The following is a 16047-nucleotide window of genomic DNA, read 5'->3' as shown; positions in this document are numbered from 1 at the left end:
AAATTTCCATCCCCACCCGGCTTAATAGCCGGGTGCATAATCCTTCTAACTCACACATCTTTTTCAATTGCACAGCCGTCGAATCGCGTCGATCACAGCGCTGGCTATCATGCGCATAAAAAAAGAGCCATCCGGCTCTTTCCTTCTTTTCACCCTATTTCGAGCAGTGTTCAAGCATGTCTCCCATACATCACTCTGGCAACAGCGCCTTCGTTTTTGTCGATCTCGCCCCTCACCGCTTTCGCGCGATGAAAAACAACCGTTCCGCCGTCTCGGTCGGGGGCGCATTGGTGAAATCGGCGGTCACTTCGAGCACCTCAAAGCCAGCGGAATCGAGCCATCGCTCATAGACAGCGCGCTCGAACGTGCGCTGTTCATGCCATTCGTCATAGCGCTCATAAAGATCGCCGCGGCGGACGAAAAAGGTTAATTCATGCCCGACGCTGTGCGGCCAGTCAAGCGGATGGCACGTCCATATGTAGCTGAGGTCGTCATCCTGGTCCGCAAACACGGCGTCGCGGAACAGGACATCCATTTTGTAGACCGAATGGACATCAAACAAAAGCAGCCCGCCGCCGCCAAGGGCGCGGGAGACGGCGGCGAACGTCCGCTTCACATCCTCTTCATCCGTTAAATAGTTGAGAGCATCGCAAAACAGGAAGGCGCCATCGAGATCAGAAAACCCGTCGAGCTCCGCCATGTTTTGTTCGAAAAACGGCACCTCCACTCCCGCCGCTTCGGCTTTCGCCTGGGCGACGGCGAGCATATGTTCAGAGAGATCAACGCCGGATACTTGCCATCCGGCCTTGGCAAGGCGGATGGCAAGCTCTCCCGTCCCGCAGCCGATGTCAATGACCCGTCTTCCTGGACGTTTGGTGTATTGGGCGAATGCCCGTTCCACAAACGATTGCCATGCATCATACGGCGCCTCGGCCATGAGCGCATCGTACCAATCCGCGAAACGAGCATAGGTCATGGCTGCAACACAGCCGCGACGTCTTCCGTCGGGGCGTCCCCCCAGAGCCGTTCGAGGTTGTAATACTCGCGCTCCTCTTTGGCAAAAACATGCACAACGATGTCGCCCAAATCGACAAGCACCCATTTCGCCTCCTGGAATCCTTCAACCCTCTTCACCGCTAAGCCGTGTTCTTCCGCTTGGTCTTGAATTTCGCGGGCGATGGCCTGCACTTGTTTGTCCGAATTGCCATGGCAAATGACAAAATAATCGGCGACAAGCGAAATGCCTTTCATGTTCAAGACGACAATGTTTTCCGCCTTTTTATCATCCGCCGCGCGGACGACAAGCTGCAACGCCTCTTGTTCCGTCACCGTTTTGCTTCCCCCTTCACTTCACGCATGAGTGAATTGTACGCATGAATCGTATCTGGATAAATGAGCTGGCGCTTCTCAAGCAAAAACGCGATCGTATTTTTCACCGCCTGCAACAGCGCCCGGTTGAGGTCTTCTTCCGCCAAGCGCCGTACGTCGTCAACGCCCGGGAAGCGGCGCCCTGGTTCCATATAGTCGGCCAAATAAATAATTTTTTCAAGCACCGTCATTCCCGCCCTTCCCGACGTATGGTAGCGAATGGCATCCAGCACCTCTGGATCGTTGATGCCGACTTCTGTCTGCACCAAATAGGCGCCAACGGGCGCATGCCATAGCTCACTGTTGTAAGCAAGCAAATCGTTGGGCATATTTTGCGCCAAAATGATTTGTTTCATTTCCTCGACCGGACGGAATTTGGCATAGTCGTGGAAAATCGCTGCCAGTTCCGCCTTTTTCGCGTCGGCGCCGTATTGCTTGGCGAGCTTAACGGCGGTCTCGACAACGCCAAGCGTATGCTCGTAGCGCTGCTCGGTCAGCTGTTGTTTCACGATCAGTAACGCCTGTTCTCGCTCCATATAGCCCCTTCTCCTCAATATAAAGTCTGACGCCTTCCGGTACAAGATAGCGAATCGTCTGTCCGTTCCGCACCCGCTCGCGGATGAGCGAGGAAGAAACAGCAAACTGCGGCGCCTCAACTTCGATGACCGGATACGGCGTTTCCATGGAAAACCCCGGCCGCTTGACGCCAACAAACGTCACCAACTCGATGAGCTCATCGATGCGGTGCCAATTCGGCAAATATTCGACCATATCGGCGCCGATGATGAAATAAAATTCGTCATCAGGATGCATCGCGACAAGCTGCCGGACCGTATCGTACGTATAGGAAGGCCCCTCCCGTTCAAGCTCGATCGTCTCAACATGAAAGCATGGATGACCGGCCACCGCCAACTCGAGCATGCGCAGCCGATCCTCGCTTTTCGTCACTTGTTCGTGCTGCTTATGGGGAGGAATGCGGTTGGGCAGAAACCAAATTTCTGACAACTGAAGGGCGTCAAGCACTTCATTCGCCATAATCAAATGGCCGTAATGGGGCGGATCGAACGTTCCGCCGAGAATCCCGATTTTTCCCATCTTCCTTCCCCCCCGCCGTTTCATCTTGGCCGCGCCGCTTGTCAGTCAGGCAAAACGATTTGTTTGTGTTCTTTCGACTCTTTGTATAAGACGATCGTATTGCCGATCACTTGCACAAGTTCGGCCCCCGTCCCGGCTGCCAGCTGCTCAGCGACGGTGTAGCGGTCTTCTTCGCAGTTTTGCAAAACGCTCACTTTCAACAGCTCGCGCGCTTCGAGCGCCGCCGCAATTTGTTCGGTCATCGCTTCCGTCACGCCGCCTTTGCCGACTTGAAAAATCGGTTTCAAATGATGGGCTTGAGCGCGCAAAAACCGTTTTTGTTTTCCCGTTAGCATATGTTACCTCCTTAACGCTTCGATGACAAGCTGTTTCATCCGGTTGACATCCGGCCATTGGCCGGTCCATTTTTCAAACGCTAGCGCTCCCTGGTACACGAGCATGCCGACGCCGTTTTGCACACGGGCGCCGCGGGCTTTCGCTTCTTTCAGCCATTTTGTTTCCAGTGGATTGTAAATAATATCGGAAACGATCACCCCTGGCCGCAGCCGTTCAAGAGAAAGCGGCTGCACCTCGACACGCGGATGCATGCCGACAGAAGTGGTATTGATAATAATATCGTATTCGTCAAGCCGCGTTTCCGCCTCGGCGAGCGAAAAATACGCCGAGCGGCCATCCCCCCCTTCGCGGACGAGCCGCTCCGCTTTTTCCACCGTCCGGTTGGCCATATCGATGCGCTCGGCTGCCGTCGACAGCAACGAAAAGTAAATGCCGCGCGCCCCGCCGCCAGCGCCGATCACCAAAATCCGCTTGCCGTCGAGACTGACGTCCATTTCCTCCTCGAGCGCCTTGACGTAGCCAGGTCCGTCCGTATTATAGCCGACGAGCCGGCCGTTGTCGTTGACGATCGTATTGACCGCCCCGATGCGGCGCGCCTGCTCGTCCACTTCGTCCAAAAACGGAATGACCGCCAGTTTGTGCGGAATCGTCACGTTCACCCCGGCGATGCCGAGCGCCCGCACGCCAGCGATCGCCGCACCGACTTGCCCCGGTTCGACGGAAAACAAATGATAGCGCGCCGGAATGCCCAAACGGGCGAATGCATCATTATGCATGAGCGGCGACAGCGAGTGCTCGACGGGAAACCCAATCAACCCGTATACCTTTTCCACGTTTCTCCTCCTCCCGCTTTCCATTAAATCAACGATTGACGGATAAATACGTCGACCCCTTTTGGAGCATGGACGACAAGCTGAGCACCCAGGTCGTTGCACGTCACCCAGCCGAGTCCGGAAAAGACGATGTCTGTCTTCCGCTCTTTGACAGACAGCGAGCGCGGCACAAGCGGCGGAAATTCAGCGGCATAGCGTTTGTTTGGCGGCGACAGCAAATCGCCAAGCTGATTGGCATAAAGGGAGTCGGCTTTTTCCAACTTTGTCCGATGAACCGTCAACTCATTGGCCATGTAGCAGACGAACGAGCGGCGCCCGCCTTTGATGTAATCGAGGCGGGCCAAGCCTCCGAAAAAGAGCGTCTGCCCTTCGTTGAGCTGATAAACGCGCGGATGGATTTCCCGCTTCGGCGTAATGATCTTCAAATCGCGCGCATCAACAAAGTGCGCCATTTGGTGATGGTTGATGATCCCCGGCGTATCATACAGCGTCGCTCCACCCTCAAGCGGAATTTCGATCATATCGAGTGTCGTCCCCGGGAAATATGACGTGGTAATCACATTCCCTTTGCCGGTCGCCTCTTCAATGATCCGATTGATGAACGTCGACTTGCCGACATTCGTGCAGCCGACGACGTAGACATCGCCGCCCTCACGGTAGCGGTTGATCGCTTCCATCACCTTCGCCATGCCAATTCCTTTCGCTGCGCTGACAAGGCAGACGTCAACCGGACAGAGCCCGAGCTCTTCCGCCATGCGGCGCATCCAGCGCAGCAGCTTCGGGTATTTGACCGACCGCGGCAATAAATCCGCCTTGTTGCCGACAAGCAAAATCGGATTCTCGGCCGCAAACCGCGGCAAGCCAGGAATCCAGCTGCCGTTGAAATCGAAAATGTCGACGATGTTGACGACAAGCGCCTTCGATTCCCCGATGCGGTGCAGCATGTTTAAAAAATCGCTGTCATCAAGCGGCACGTCTTGCACTTCGTTGTAATGTTTCAAGCGGAAGCAGCGCTGGCAAATGATTTCTTCCTCGTCTTTTTCGAGCACGCTTTTCGGCGCATAGCCCGCCTTTTTCGGATCGTCAAACTGAATGGCCGCTCCGCAGCCGATGCAACGCAGTTGTGGCTCCACGATCATTCCTCCCAGTAAATCATCCCTTTTTTGCGCATCACCTTTAAAATTCTCCGCTCCATTTTTCGATTGAAACGCGTCCATAATCCGTCCGTCTGGGCGACCGGGACGACTAAAATCGTGTTCAGTCCGAGCCGGTTGCCCCCAAGCACATCCGTCAGCAACTGATCGCCGATGACGACGACTTCCTCTTTCTTAAGCTCCATCATCTTTAATGCCTGCAAAAACGCGCGTGTCAGCGGTTTGCGCGCTTCAAAGATGAACGGGATGCCAAGCGGCTCCGCAAACGACTGCACGCGTTGTTGATTATTATTCGATACGATGACGACCTTAATGCCCGCCTGCTTCATCGCATCAAACCATGCGGCCAGCTCCGGGGTGGCGCTCGGCCGATCCCATTCAACAAGCGTATTGTCCAAATCAGTGATGATCCCTTTGACCCCTTTTTGTTTCAGCTCATCCGGAGTAATGTCGATCACACGCTTGGCAAACTGGCTTGGCAAAAAGTAGTGAAGCATGCCGGACACCCGCCTTTCCATTTGCTTTTCCCATCATAGCGAATTTTAACGTTTGTTTCAAAACAAAGTTTACCGATGATAAATAGAAAAAACTTTCGACAAATTTCGCGACTGTCCATCTTGTGGATAACTGTTGCCCACATTATACACAAGCTAGTCATCACACTTCCTGCGTTTTATAAACATGTTTTCCACATGTTATCCACCACCTTCTGTGGATAACAGAACGGTTGTTCTCTCTCCCAAGTCATGGTACATTGTAAGTAACCTACCATTATATGTATGACATGTTTGGCATATTCCATCCAAAAAAGGAGGACACCCCCGATGAAACATTTGTCCGACGAGTTGTTGATCGAGTCGTACTTCAAGGCGAAAGAGCTCAATCTCAGCCCGGAATTCATTGAGTTGATTGAAAAAGAAATCCAGCGCCGTTCATTGACTCACAAAATTAAGCTGTCCTCATAAGAGAAGGCCTTCGGGCTTTTTTTTGTTTCCGACAGCCTTAGTGCTCGTGCGCCTCGCACCAATAGCCGAGCCGCTCGCCGACTTTGATCGGCATGGGCGCAGCAATGCGCGGGTCAGGGGCGAAACTTCCGCGTTCAAACAGCAAGACGACCGTTGAACCGAACGAAAAATACGCCATTTCCTCTCCTTTGACAAGCTGCTCACTCTCATGGGTCAATTCAATGCTGTTGACGAACATGGCGCCGATTTTCACGATCGCCAAGCGCTTGCCGCCGGCTGTGACCTCGGTGATGAGGCGGTAATTTTTCTCGAGCGGCCGACGCCCATATTTTAAGCCAAGACGATTGACCGGATACGACTTGCGGCCGAGCGCCCACTGTTTTTCGATCACTCCAGATATTGGGCTATGGATGCGGTGATAATGGCTCGGGCTTAAATACAGAATAAAAAAGAACCCGTTCACATACGGTTGTGCCGCTTCAACGCTGCCGAGCATTTCCGCAATGGAATACGGCTTTCCCTTGACGATCATTTCACAGTTTTCTCGAATCGTGCCCATGTCTTCAATGACAGCGTCCACCGGGCTGACGACCGTATGCTCATCAGCGTCGACCGGCCTCACCCCGGCCTTCAGCCGGCGGATGAACAGTTGCTGCAACGTCTTATAATTTTTTAGGCTTTTTTCCATTTCGTCTTGGTTAATATGATAAATTTTTGCATACGATGATATCAATAGACCGCTGAGGCGCGATTTGGCAAACGAAGCGAGCAGCTTTGAAGAAAGCGAGTGATTGGTCAGCTCGATGAACAAACGATAAAGCCATTTTCGCAAGCACGTTCCCTCCAGTAGCGCAACATCGCCATTCGTTACTACCTTCCATATTACCGCCAAAATGAGTATAATGGTAGTAGAATTTTCTTTTGGCGTTTTCTGTTGGAAAAGGAGTGGAGAAACTTGTTCTTATCGGATTATTTAGACTATACCTTAAAAAAGCTGAAAGCCAATGCAGCAAACATTTTGACGATGACCAACTTGTCGCTTGGCGGCTTTTCCGTCCTGGCTACGCTGAAAGGGCAGCTTCATATGAGCGTGCTGCTCGTTTTTTTAGCAGCGTTTGTCGATCGCTTTGACGGCGCTGTGGCGCGCAAGATGAACATTGAATCCGAACTTGGCAAGCAGCTCGATTCGATGAGCGACATCGTCTCCTTCGGCGTCGCTCCCGCCTTGCTGATGTATCAGGGGTTGTTCTATGAATTCGGCGCGCCGGGGGCAGTGTTCACCATCTTGTATATCGCCTGCGGCGCCTTCCGCCTCGCACGCTTCAACATCACAGAAAACAACGGCTACTTCGCGGGGCTGCCGATCACCGCCGCCGGGGTGCTGATGACGCTCGGTTATTTAGCCATCCCGTACTTTCCGCCACAATCGTTTATGTTTTTAGCGCTCATTTTATCGTTTTTAATGGTCGGCACGTTTAAACTGAAAAAAATATGATGATCACCGGAGCTGCCCTTTCCGTCAGCCTAATGGAGCGGGCGGCTTTTTCCCTTTCATGTCACACCTTTTTCCCTTTTCAACCTCCTTTATTCAGTATATGATAAATATGGTTTCTTTATCAAAACGCCTCATGGCGTAGATCGTTCGTATGGAAAAAGCGGGGGGATTCATTTGGACAAAACATCGATCATCGGCATCATCCTTGGCGTCATTGCCGTCGGGTTGGGCATGTACTTTAAGGGCGTTTCGCCTGCTGTATTGATCAATCCGGCCGCCATCCTCATCATTCTCGTCGGCACGGCGGCAGCGGTCATTATCGCGTTTCCAATGAAGGAAATAAAAAAAGTGCCAAAATTGTTCAAAATCATTTTTACTGAACCGCCCACACCGTCGATCGACGAGCTCATTCCACTGTTCGTTGACTGGGCCAACATCGCCCGCCGCGAAGGGCTTCTGGCGCTTGAGGCGAAATTGAACGACATTGACGACCCGTTTTTGCGCAACGGGCTCAGCATGGCCATCGATGGACAAACGCAAGAGTTTATCCGCGATGTCATGACCGAAGAAATTGTGGCCATGGAAGAACGCCACGAAGCGAACGCTGCCATTTTTACTCAAGCTGGCACGTACGCGCCGACGCTCGGGGTGCTTGGGGCGGTCGTTGGGTTGATTGCGGCGCTCGGCAACATGGACAACATCAGTGAATTAGGTCATGCCATTAGTGCAGCTTTTGTCGCCACAATGCTCGGCATTTTCACCGGCTATGTGCTTTGGCATCCGTTTGCCAACAAACTGCGGCGGAAATCGAAGGAAGAGGCGCGCGTGCGCTACATCATGGTTGAAGGAGTGCTCTCCATTTTGGAAGGACAAGCCCCGCGCATGATCGAACAAAAACTCGCCTCATACTTGCCGGAAAGCGAGCGGCAGCAGGCGCTGACACAAGGTGAAACGGCCAATGGCTAAGAAAAAAAAGAGCAGCCACGAAGAGCATATGAGCGAATCATGGCTGATTCCGTACGCAGATTTGTTGACATTGCTGCTCGCACTATTCATCGTTTTGTTTGCAAGCAGCCAAATCGACCAAAAGAAGTTTCAAGAAATTGCGCGCGCCTTCAGCACCGCCTTTGCCGGCGGAACGGGTGTTTTTGATTTTCAAAGCCCCATTGAACCAATCACGCCGCCTGCAGAAGACGAAAAAGGACGGCAGCAATATCAACAGCAACAGTCTCAGAATCCTCCTTCGTCTATAAACGAAGGAGAAAAAGAAGAGCTGAAACAAATCCAAGCGAAAATTGACAGCTATATTCATCAAAAACACTTGACAGGGAAATTGCAGACATCATTGACGGACGAAGGGCTCGCGATTACCATTTTGGATGATATTTTATTCGACTCCGGCAGCGCCGAAGTGCGCATGAAAGACCGGCGTCTTGCGGCGGAAATCTCCGCTTTGCTCGTCATGAACCCGCCGCGCAACATCATGATCAGCGGCCATACGGACAACGTGCCGATCCATAACGAGAAATTCGCTTCCAACTGGGAGCTGAGCGTCATGCGCGCCGTCAATTTCATGAAAGTGCTGCTTGAAAACAAGCAACTCGACCCGCGCTATTTCAGCGCTAAAGGGTATGGCGAATACAAGCCGATCGCCTCCAACGCCACCGCTGCCGGGCGGATGAAAAACCGGCGCGTCGAAATTTTAATTTTGCCGCGCACCGACGTCAATGATTCGTCCACATCCACTCAGTGACCGTCGCGCCTTCAGCGGGCGGTTTTCTTTAGCCGTCGCTTTGCCAAAACTCTCTTCCCCATGTCCAGACAGAAAAACCGGCGGTTCGCCGGTTTTTCCTCCTTCGTCCGCAAAGACCTTTATTCGAAAAAATCAAAGCTTGATCGTCCATTTAATGACTCCAGCTTTGGCAAGAGCCTCAACCAAAATGACAACGACCGGCCCGACGAACAACCCGATAAAGCCAAGCAGCTGAAACCCCAGATAGACACTGACGAGCGCGGCGAGCGGTGAAATGCCCAAATTGGTGGAAAACACTTTCGGCTCGATGATCCGGCGCACGACGGTGATGACGACAAACAGCACGATGAGCCCGATGCCAAGCGTATTGTTGCCGTTCGCCATGCTGATGAGCCCCCACGGAACAAGCACGGAACCCGTTCCTAAAATCGGCAAAATATCAACGACGACGATGACCAGCGCCATCAACGCCGCATAGTCGACCCCCAACACGAAAAGGCCAGACAGCGCGAGGAAAAACGTAATTAAACTAAGCAAAAACTGCGCTTTTAAAAAGCCGATCCCCGCTTTGCTCAGCTGGGCGACGACCATCCCAAGCCGCTGTTCGGTCCGTTCGGACAAATAGCGGCGCATGCCTTGCTTCAGCTGCGGCAAATCGAGGCAAATGAGAAACAGTGCGATCAAATACACTAAAAAATGAATCAAAAACGCCGGAATGGCGGCAATATAATGGACGAGCGACTGCGTCAAGTTGGTCGCAAACGACAAAAGCATTTGCTCGACGGTATTGACGCCGCGTTCAAGCGAATCGATGATTTCCTGCGGAATGGAGCTGGAATACGACTGCCACGTTTGAATGAGACGGTCGAGCACTTTCGTCGCTTCGTTTAACACGTAAGGCAGTTTTTGTGAGAGCGCCATCACTTGTTGCACAAAAATCACGACCAGAAAGTAAAGGGAAAGCCCCAGAATGATGATGAACAATGAAAAAATCGCCGTGACGGCGTGCACGCGCTTCAGCTTATAGTTTTCTTGCAATCGGCGGATGGACGGCTCGAGCAAAAGTGCGGTCGCAAGTGCGAAGAGAAGCGGCACACTGTATGGCACAAGCCATAACCCCACAGCGAATAGCAACGCAATGATCATCCAACGTTTCACGTTCGTCCCTCATTTTTCCTCAAAATTTAGCTAAAAGATGGTTCATGTATATAAATATAGCCGACCGCATGCGGACAGGGCAACTATTTCATGCGCTCATTTTCCAGCGCGGCGTCGTCGTTGCCAAACAATATAAATCGCCGCCACCGCCACCGCCGCTGCGATAGCCGGTCGGACATATGGCGCCGCCATCTCGTCAATTTGCCGCCATCGTTGACCAAGCTGTTCTCCCAACCAAATAAACAAAATGGACCACGGGATGATGGCCAACACCGTGTAAATCGTAAACGGCAGCCACTTCATCCGAGCAATGCCGGCGGGGATCGAAATCGCATGGCGGACGACGGGAATGAATCGGGCGCTGAAAATGACGCCAGGGCCAAATTTCGCAAACCAGCGTTCCGCCACATCCAAATGTTTTTTCTGGATCAATACATATTTCCCATACTGATCTAGAAACGGCCGTCCGCCATAGTAGCCCATCCAATACAAAAACAGTTGCGCCACCGTGCCGCCTACTGTCCCCGCTGCCACGGCCCCAGCAAATGAGACATCCCCCCGCGCTACCAAATATCCAGCATATGCCAACACGATCTCGCTGGGGATTACTTCCACCATCAAGGCGAGAGCGATGCCGACATAGCCTAAACTGGTCAAAAAGGAAAACATCGATTGAATGACTTCGTGCACCGTTTTTCCTCCTTGTCTTTTGCTTCCTTGTCCATTGTTTCATTATACTACACGCCTTTGGCAAACAAAATGAAAAAGCGGCTGATCATTCAGCCGCTTTCACGAGTATCGATGATCATCTATATAGATGCAATTTAAAGCTTGAACATTGTTCGTCTTTACCGGTCATTGCATACGACTGTCGAGTGACCGAACAACGCCGCTTCCAGCCCCATGAATGGGTCTGTGAAGCGAGTCGTTGTTCGGTCTTCCGTCACGCTAAGGCGTGACGAAGGCAAGCCCCACGCTTGCCGACTACGGCAGAAAAGCTAGGAATAGGACGATGTCAACTCGTTTTTAATGGTTAATCAACACATCTGAGCCACTTTTTTCTTAGGCGCTTTGCTGCTGCAACTCAGCGATGTATTGTTTTCCTTGTTCTTCGTTATATTGCCCTTCCCATTTCGACATCACAACCGCCGCCAGCGAGTTGCCGATGACGTTGACCACTGTGCGCGCCATGTCCAAAAGACGGTCGATGCCGGCGATAAACGCCAATCCTTCAACTGGAATGCCAACTGTGCCAAGCGTTGCCAATAAGACGACAAACGATACGCCTGGGACACCCGCAATCCCTTTGGACGTCACCATTAAAACGAGCACAAGCGAGATTTGCTGTGAAATCGGCATGTCGATGCCGTACAGTTGAGCGATAAAGACAGCCGCCAGCGCCTGATACAGCGTCGACCCATCCAAGTTGAACGAATAGCCGGTCGGAACGACAAAGGATGTTACAGCCTTCGAACAACCGAATTTCTCCATTTTTTCCATAACCTTAGGCAACACGGTTTCCGAGCTCGACGTGCTATAGGCAAGCACTAATTCATCCTTTAAGATTTTTATAATATGGAAAATATTTGTATTTACCAATTTGGCCACAGCGCCAAGCACCACCAACACGAAGAACGCCATGACCGCATAAACGAGCACAACAAGTTTGCTGAGCGGAAGGAGCGAAGCGACGCCGAATTTCGACACCGTCACGCCGATCAAGGCGAAAACGCCAAACGGCGCAAACTTCATCACTTGGTTCGTCACATAAAACATCGCTTCCGCCGTGCCTTGGAAAAAGCGAAGCACCGGTTTCCCTTTTTCACCGATCGCGGCTACGCCCAACCCGAACATCACCGAGAAGAAGATGATCGGCAGCATATTCCCGGTCGACAGCGCTTCAAACACGTTTTTCGGCACGATGTTGACAAATGTTTCAACCATCGAATGGTGCTGCACTTCGTTCGTCGTATCGACATACGACTGGATATCCGTTTTCTCAAGCGACTTCATATTGACGCCGACGCCTGGTTGGAAAATGTTCGCTGCCAAGAGGCCGACGATAATGGCAATCGTCGTAATGATCTCAAAATAAAGGATCGTTTTGCCGCCCAACTTTCCGAGCTTTTTCACATCACCGACGTTGGCGACGCCGACAATCAAGCTCGAGACGACGATCGGGATGACGATCATCTTAATTAAACGGAGAAAAACATCTCCGATCGGCTGCAAATACGTCGCTACTTTAGGGTTTCCGTAAAAAATGGCCCCAACCATAATCCCGAGAATAAGGCCGATGAAAATTTGCCATGCCAAGCCGATCTTGCGCATGATGCTTTTTCGCCTCCTTTAGACAAATTTAGACAAAAGACGACAAAATTATTTTACTTTTAAAAATAAAATCTGTCAATATTTTTGATTGAAATCGCTTCATCAAAGGATATAAATGAAAGAATTCAGTTTTTTAAAATAATTTCTATTCTTCCACCACTGAAAAAGCGGGTCGCTGCACCAGCAACCCGCTTTTGTTATGACCGCCGTTTTTCTTTTTCCTGCCGATAAAACTCGTGAAACATTTTCATTAATGCCCGTTTTTCAATGCGCGAGACATAGCTTCTCGAGATGCCGAGCTCTTTGGCGATTTCACGCTGCGTTTTTTCCCGCTGCCGACCGAGGCCAAAGCGATTGATGATCACCTCTTTTTCCCGCTCATCAAGCACGCTGATATATTGTTTGACTTGTTCGAGCTCCATGTTCAAGTGGATTTCATCGACGATGTCTTGGCCTTCGGCTTTTAAAATATCAAGCAGGCTGATTTCGTTTCCTTCTTTGTCCTGGCCGATTGGCTCATGCAACGAGACGTCTTTGCGCGTTTTTTTTAATGAACGCAGGTGCATCAGGATTTCGTTCTCGATACATCGAGCCGCATACGTTGCCAACTTCGTTCCTTTGCCCGGCGAATAGCTTTCAATCGCCTTGATCAAGCCGATCGTGCCAATGGAGATTAAATCCTCGACCTCTTCTCCCGTATTTTCAAACTTTTTCACAATGTGGGCAACAAGGCGCAAGTTGTGTTCGATGAGCCGGTTGCGGGCTTGCTCGTCGCCTTTTGCCATCAGCGCCAAATACTTTTCCTCTTCTTGAGCGCTTAACGGCTGGGGAAACGCATTGTTTTTAATATACGAGACAAGAAACGTCAGCTCTTTCAACAGAAACGTAAACGCCGTGAAAATGCCGGACATGCTCTCACCCCCGCCTGCTGTCATCGGCGGAAACCGCCTATCGTTATGTATATGCAGGGGCGATGTTGTCCGTGTCTTTACGACAAAAATAGACCGGCCCGAAATGAGCCGGCAATGACCTGACCAATCAAAAACGATTGATGCCAACGTTCTGCTGATGCGGTCCGCCTGCTTATCCCCCTCCCGATGCAGAAGAACCGCCGTTACGCTTTGGCCTCAACGCTGACTTCCGCGGCGACAACAAGCGCAATCGACGCGGTAATGATGATCGACATGACAATGGCGAACATCCCCGTTCCCTCCTTGACCTTCTCTTCTAGATTTTATTTTACCAAAGAAGACAAGGAACGCTTCCGCCACATTTTGAACAATTCGTGAAATTCGACCGTCAACAACAGCACACGGAGCACCCATCGCATCCCTTTAGACTGAGTCAAGTTGAGTCTCCCCTTTGCTTCATCCACATCACAAGCCATACGAGTACAATGGACATAAATCTTCTCCCCTTTCATCCTTCATTGCTGGAAATGTTTAAAACAATCGTTGATGGAAAAAGCATTTGCGGTCAACAAGCTCCTCCTCGGCTGCACGGGCGAACCGCTCCTCTTCGATGTTCCGCTGCCGCGGCTTTCTCCGCTCAATCGTGATCGTGATAAAAAACAAATGGATCGTCATGCCTCCCCACCTCCTTTCCATGCAAAAAAACCGCAGAAGGAAAGCGCTTCTGCGGCTCAGTGTGCAAAAAGGCCGCAGAAAGCGAGACTACTCCCCTTCTGCGGCCTGATCGCTGTTTTTCGTCATCGGTGCACGTTCATTCCCGGTCGGCGGAAGGTCGAATAGCCATTTTCTGGAATAAATACGTGAATGTTGACCACATCACCATTGTCATGATCTTCGACCTCCCCTCAGAAATGACGTTACGAAGGTAATTGTATCCAAAAACATTTCCATTGTCAACCATTTTTTATAAAAAACAAGCTCCCCTTTGACGGCAGCATGACGAAACCAAAATGAGGGGGCTGACCTAAAAGGCCGCCTTCCTTCAAGATCGTCACAACGATAGTGCAGCAGAAACAGCAAGCACATATATAGCAGCGAAAGAGGGTGTTCCAATCTTTTTGGGACACCCTCCTTTCTTAATCTATCGCCAATAATAAGCGCAATGACGCTTTTAGTTCATCCCCATTTTTAGTTCAGCCCCATTTATCATTCAAACCGGTCTTCCTCTTCCTCCAAGCGGCGGGCGCAAACGGCGGAGCGACGCGAACAGTACAAAGCCGCCATGAAACAGCCTCCAACCATCAGCAAGGCGAACGGTTTTTTCGCCGCCTCGAGCGCCCCAGGAATCATCGTGCCAAAATAGAAAAACGCCCCGAGCGAGAACAAGACAAGGCTGTACATCTTGAAATCGCCCGCCTTGGCCCGCAGCTCGTTTCGTTGCTGTTCGTTCAATCCCGATCCCTCCTCTCCCCTTTCACTGTATCATACATGGACGGAAGGGGGGAGCGGCAATTTCAGCCAAGCGCCTGCGCCAAATCGTCAAGCAGATCGTTGACATCTTCAAGCCCGACCGACAAACGGATCAGGCCGTCGGTAATGCCGAGCTGTTCGCGCCGTTCCTTCGGGATCGAGGCGTGCGTCATTTTCCCTGGCAACGAAATTAAACTTTCGACCGCCCCTAAGCTTTCGGCAAGCGTAAAGTAGCGCACGCGCGACAGCACTTTCTCGGCGCGCTCCAAGCTGCCGACATCAAACGAAATCATGCCGCCAAATCCGCGCATTTGTTTTTTCGCCAGCTCGTGGTTCGGATGATCCGGAAGCCCGGGGTAATGGACGCGCTTGACCGCCTTGTGTTCAGCCAAAAAAACAGCGATTTGGCGCGCATTTTCTTCATGTTCCTCCATCCGCACGGCGAGCGTTTTCATCCCGCGCATCAATAGCCATGAATCTTGCGGCCCGAGCACGCCGCCGGTTGAATTTTGCACGTAATGGAGCCGTTCGGCAAGCTCCGGCGTGCGGACAACCGCCAACCCAGCGACGACGTCGCTATGGCCGCCTAAATATTTCGTTGCGCTATGAATGACGATATCGGCGCCAAGCTCAAGCGGCGTCTGAAAGTACGGAGTGGAAAACGTGTTATCGACGATCAATAGCAGCCCATGCGCACGGGCAATGGCGGCGGCGGCTTGCAAGTCAGTGATTTTCAACAGCGGGTTCGTCGGCGTTTCGATATAGATGGCTTTCGTATTCGGCCGGATGTGCGCCTCGATGTTGGCGACATCGCTCGTATCGACGAACGTCGCCTCAAGCCCGAACCGATTCAGCACGTTCGTCATGACGCGATACGTGCCGCCGTAGACATCGTCAGTGAGCACCAGATGGTCGCCGCTTTGAAACAACATCATGACGGCCGTAATTGCCGCCATACCGGAAGCGAACGCAAAGCCGGCTTCGCCGCCCTCGAGATCGGCAATCAGCTTCTCAAGCGCCGCGCGCGTCGGGTTGCCGGTGCGCGAGTATTCAAACCCTTTATGCTTTCCAACTTCTTCTTGCTTATACGTACTCACTTGATAAATCGGGACCGACACCGCTCCAGTATGCGGATCCCCCGGAATGCCGCCATGAATGAGCATTGTTTTCCGCCTCAT

At 51.7% G+C, this 16047-nt stretch carries 20 protein-coding genes; 4 read left to right on the top strand and 16 right to left on the bottom strand.

The features are described 5' to 3' along the window. Positions 1 to 232 precede the first annotated feature (232 nt). The 8 genes from GC56T3_RS05230 to GC56T3_RS05195 are packed head-to-tail and all read right to left on the bottom strand — an operon-like array spanning position 233 to position 5283. Positions 233 to 976, bottom strand: coding sequence for a class I SAM-dependent methyltransferase (locus tag GC56T3_RS05230; RefSeq protein ID WP_013144689.1), 744 nt, complete (start codon positions 974 to 976; stop codon positions 233 to 235). Further along, entirely contained in the window at positions 973 to 1329 is a 357-nt protein-coding gene (gene rsfS / locus GC56T3_RS05225) for a ribosome silencing factor (RefSeq protein WP_013144688.1), read from the bottom strand. The genes GC56T3_RS05230 and rsfS overlap by 4 nt, the downstream gene beginning before the upstream one ends. After that, positions 1326 to 1904, bottom strand: coding sequence for a bis(5'-nucleosyl)-tetraphosphatase (symmetrical) YqeK (gene yqeK, locus GC56T3_RS05220; RefSeq protein ID WP_013144687.1), 579 nt, complete (start codon positions 1902 to 1904; stop codon positions 1326 to 1328). The genes rsfS and yqeK overlap by 4 nt, the downstream gene beginning before the upstream one ends. After that, the gene (locus GC56T3_RS05215; protein WP_041468267.1) at positions 1813 to 2463 is read right to left on the bottom strand and encodes a nicotinate-nucleotide adenylyltransferase; all 651 of its coding nucleotides are present in this window, start codon (positions 2461 to 2463) and stop codon (positions 1813 to 1815) included. The genes yqeK and GC56T3_RS05215 overlap by 92 nt, the downstream gene beginning before the upstream one ends. 41 nt (positions 2464 to 2504) lie before the next feature. Further along, on the bottom strand, positions 2505 to 2798 hold the full coding sequence (yhbY, locus tag GC56T3_RS05210; protein ID WP_013144685.1) for a ribosome assembly RNA-binding protein YhbY: 294 nt from the start codon (positions 2796 to 2798) through the stop codon (positions 2505 to 2507). A 3-nt stretch (positions 2799 to 2801) separates the two neighbouring features. After that, positions 2802 to 3632 carry a shikimate dehydrogenase gene (gene aroE / locus GC56T3_RS05205; RefSeq protein WP_013144684.1) on the bottom strand — a complete coding sequence of 277 codons (831 nt, stop codon included), beginning with the start codon at positions 3630 to 3632 and terminating at the stop codon, positions 2802 to 2804. Between the two features lie 23 nt (positions 3633 to 3655). Further along, positions 3656 to 4765, bottom strand: a complete 1110-nt coding sequence (gene yqeH, locus GC56T3_RS05200; RefSeq protein WP_013144683.1) for a ribosome biogenesis GTPase YqeH — start codon at positions 4763 to 4765, stop codon at positions 3656 to 3658. A gap of 2 nt (positions 4766 to 4767) precedes the next feature. Continuing rightward, the gene (locus GC56T3_RS05195; protein ID WP_013144682.1) at positions 4768 to 5283 is read right to left on the bottom strand and encodes a YqeG family HAD IIIA-type phosphatase; all 516 of its coding nucleotides are present in this window, start codon (positions 5281 to 5283) and stop codon (positions 4768 to 4770) included. A gap of 327 nt (positions 5284 to 5610) precedes the next feature. Between GC56T3_RS05195 and GC56T3_RS05190 the strand changes: the two genes are divergently transcribed. Continuing rightward, the gene (locus tag GC56T3_RS05190; RefSeq protein WP_008879941.1) at positions 5611 to 5751 is read left to right on the top strand and encodes a sporulation histidine kinase inhibitor Sda; all 141 of its coding nucleotides are present in this window, start codon (positions 5611 to 5613) and stop codon (positions 5749 to 5751) included. 37 nt (positions 5752 to 5788) lie between these two features. On the opposite strand, the gene GC56T3_RS05185 is transcribed toward GC56T3_RS05190, so the two are convergent. Further along, positions 5789 to 6583 (bottom strand): phosphatidylserine decarboxylase, encoded by a 795-nt coding sequence (locus GC56T3_RS05185; protein ID WP_013144681.1) that lies wholly within the window; start codon positions 6581 to 6583, stop codon positions 5789 to 5791. Between the two features lie 123 nt (positions 6584 to 6706). Here GC56T3_RS05185 and pssA point away from each other — a divergent pair, with 123 nt between their 5' ends. From pssA to motB, 3 genes are all read left to right on the top strand, one after another. Beyond that, a complete protein-coding gene (gene pssA / locus GC56T3_RS05180) occupies positions 6707 to 7246 on the top strand; it encodes a CDP-diacylglycerol--serine O-phosphatidyltransferase (RefSeq protein ID WP_013144680.1) in 540 nt (179 codons plus the stop codon). A gap of 174 nt (positions 7247 to 7420) precedes the next feature. Then, complete coding sequence (gene motA / locus GC56T3_RS05175) at positions 7421 to 8212, top strand: flagellar motor stator protein MotA (protein WP_013144679.1); 792 nt, start codon at positions 7421 to 7423, stop codon at positions 8210 to 8212. Continuing rightward, complete coding sequence (gene motB, locus GC56T3_RS05170; RefSeq protein WP_020755663.1) at positions 8205 to 8999, top strand: flagellar motor protein MotB; 795 nt, start codon at positions 8205 to 8207, stop codon at positions 8997 to 8999. The genes motA and motB overlap by 8 nt, the downstream gene beginning before the upstream one ends. 132 nt (positions 9000 to 9131) lie before the next feature. Here the strand turns inward: motB and ytvI are convergent, their stop codons facing one another. The 7 genes from ytvI to GC56T3_RS05135 form a co-directional block, all read right to left on the bottom strand. Beyond that, on the bottom strand, positions 9132 to 10157 hold the full coding sequence (gene ytvI, locus GC56T3_RS05165; protein WP_013144677.1) for a sporulation integral membrane protein YtvI: 1026 nt from the start codon (positions 10155 to 10157) through the stop codon (positions 9132 to 9134). Between the two features lie 96 nt (positions 10158 to 10253). Continuing rightward, positions 10254 to 10847 carry a DedA family protein gene (locus GC56T3_RS05160; RefSeq protein ID WP_013144676.1) on the bottom strand — a complete coding sequence of 198 codons (594 nt, stop codon included), beginning with the start codon at positions 10845 to 10847 and terminating at the stop codon, positions 10254 to 10256. A 372-nt stretch (positions 10848 to 11219) separates the two neighbouring features. Beyond that, positions 11220 to 12488: a cation:dicarboxylate symporter family transporter gene (locus GC56T3_RS05155; RefSeq protein ID WP_013144675.1), complete on the bottom strand. Its 1269-nt coding sequence runs from the start codon at positions 12486 to 12488 to the stop codon at positions 11220 to 11222. A 197-nt stretch (positions 12489 to 12685) separates the two neighbouring features. Continuing rightward, positions 12686 to 13399 (bottom strand): RNA polymerase sporulation sigma factor SigK, encoded by a 714-nt coding sequence (sigK, locus tag GC56T3_RS05150; protein ID WP_041468263.1) that lies wholly within the window; start codon positions 13397 to 13399, stop codon positions 12686 to 12688. Between the two features lie 531 nt (positions 13400 to 13930). Then, positions 13931 to 14074: a YrzI family small protein gene (locus tag GC56T3_RS18385; protein WP_013144673.1), complete on the bottom strand. Its 144-nt coding sequence runs from the start codon at positions 14072 to 14074 to the stop codon at positions 13931 to 13933. 531 nt (positions 14075 to 14605) lie between these two features. Beyond that, positions 14606 to 14851: a YrhC family protein gene (locus tag GC56T3_RS05140; protein WP_013144672.1), complete on the bottom strand. Its 246-nt coding sequence runs from the start codon at positions 14849 to 14851 to the stop codon at positions 14606 to 14608. Positions 14852 to 14913: 62 nt separating this feature from the next. Beyond that, positions 14914 to 16047: a bifunctional cystathionine gamma-lyase/homocysteine desulfhydrase gene (locus GC56T3_RS05135; protein WP_013144671.1), complete on the bottom strand. Its 1134-nt coding sequence runs from the start codon at positions 16045 to 16047 to the stop codon at positions 14914 to 14916.

The organism is Geobacillus sp. C56-T3 (assembly GCF_000092445.1).
Taxonomy (GTDB): Bacteria; Bacillota; Bacilli; order Bacillales; family Anoxybacillaceae; genus Geobacillus; species Geobacillus thermoleovorans.
Note: the sequence above shows the minus strand (reverse complement) of the source record. Positions and strands in the feature narration are given on the sequence as shown.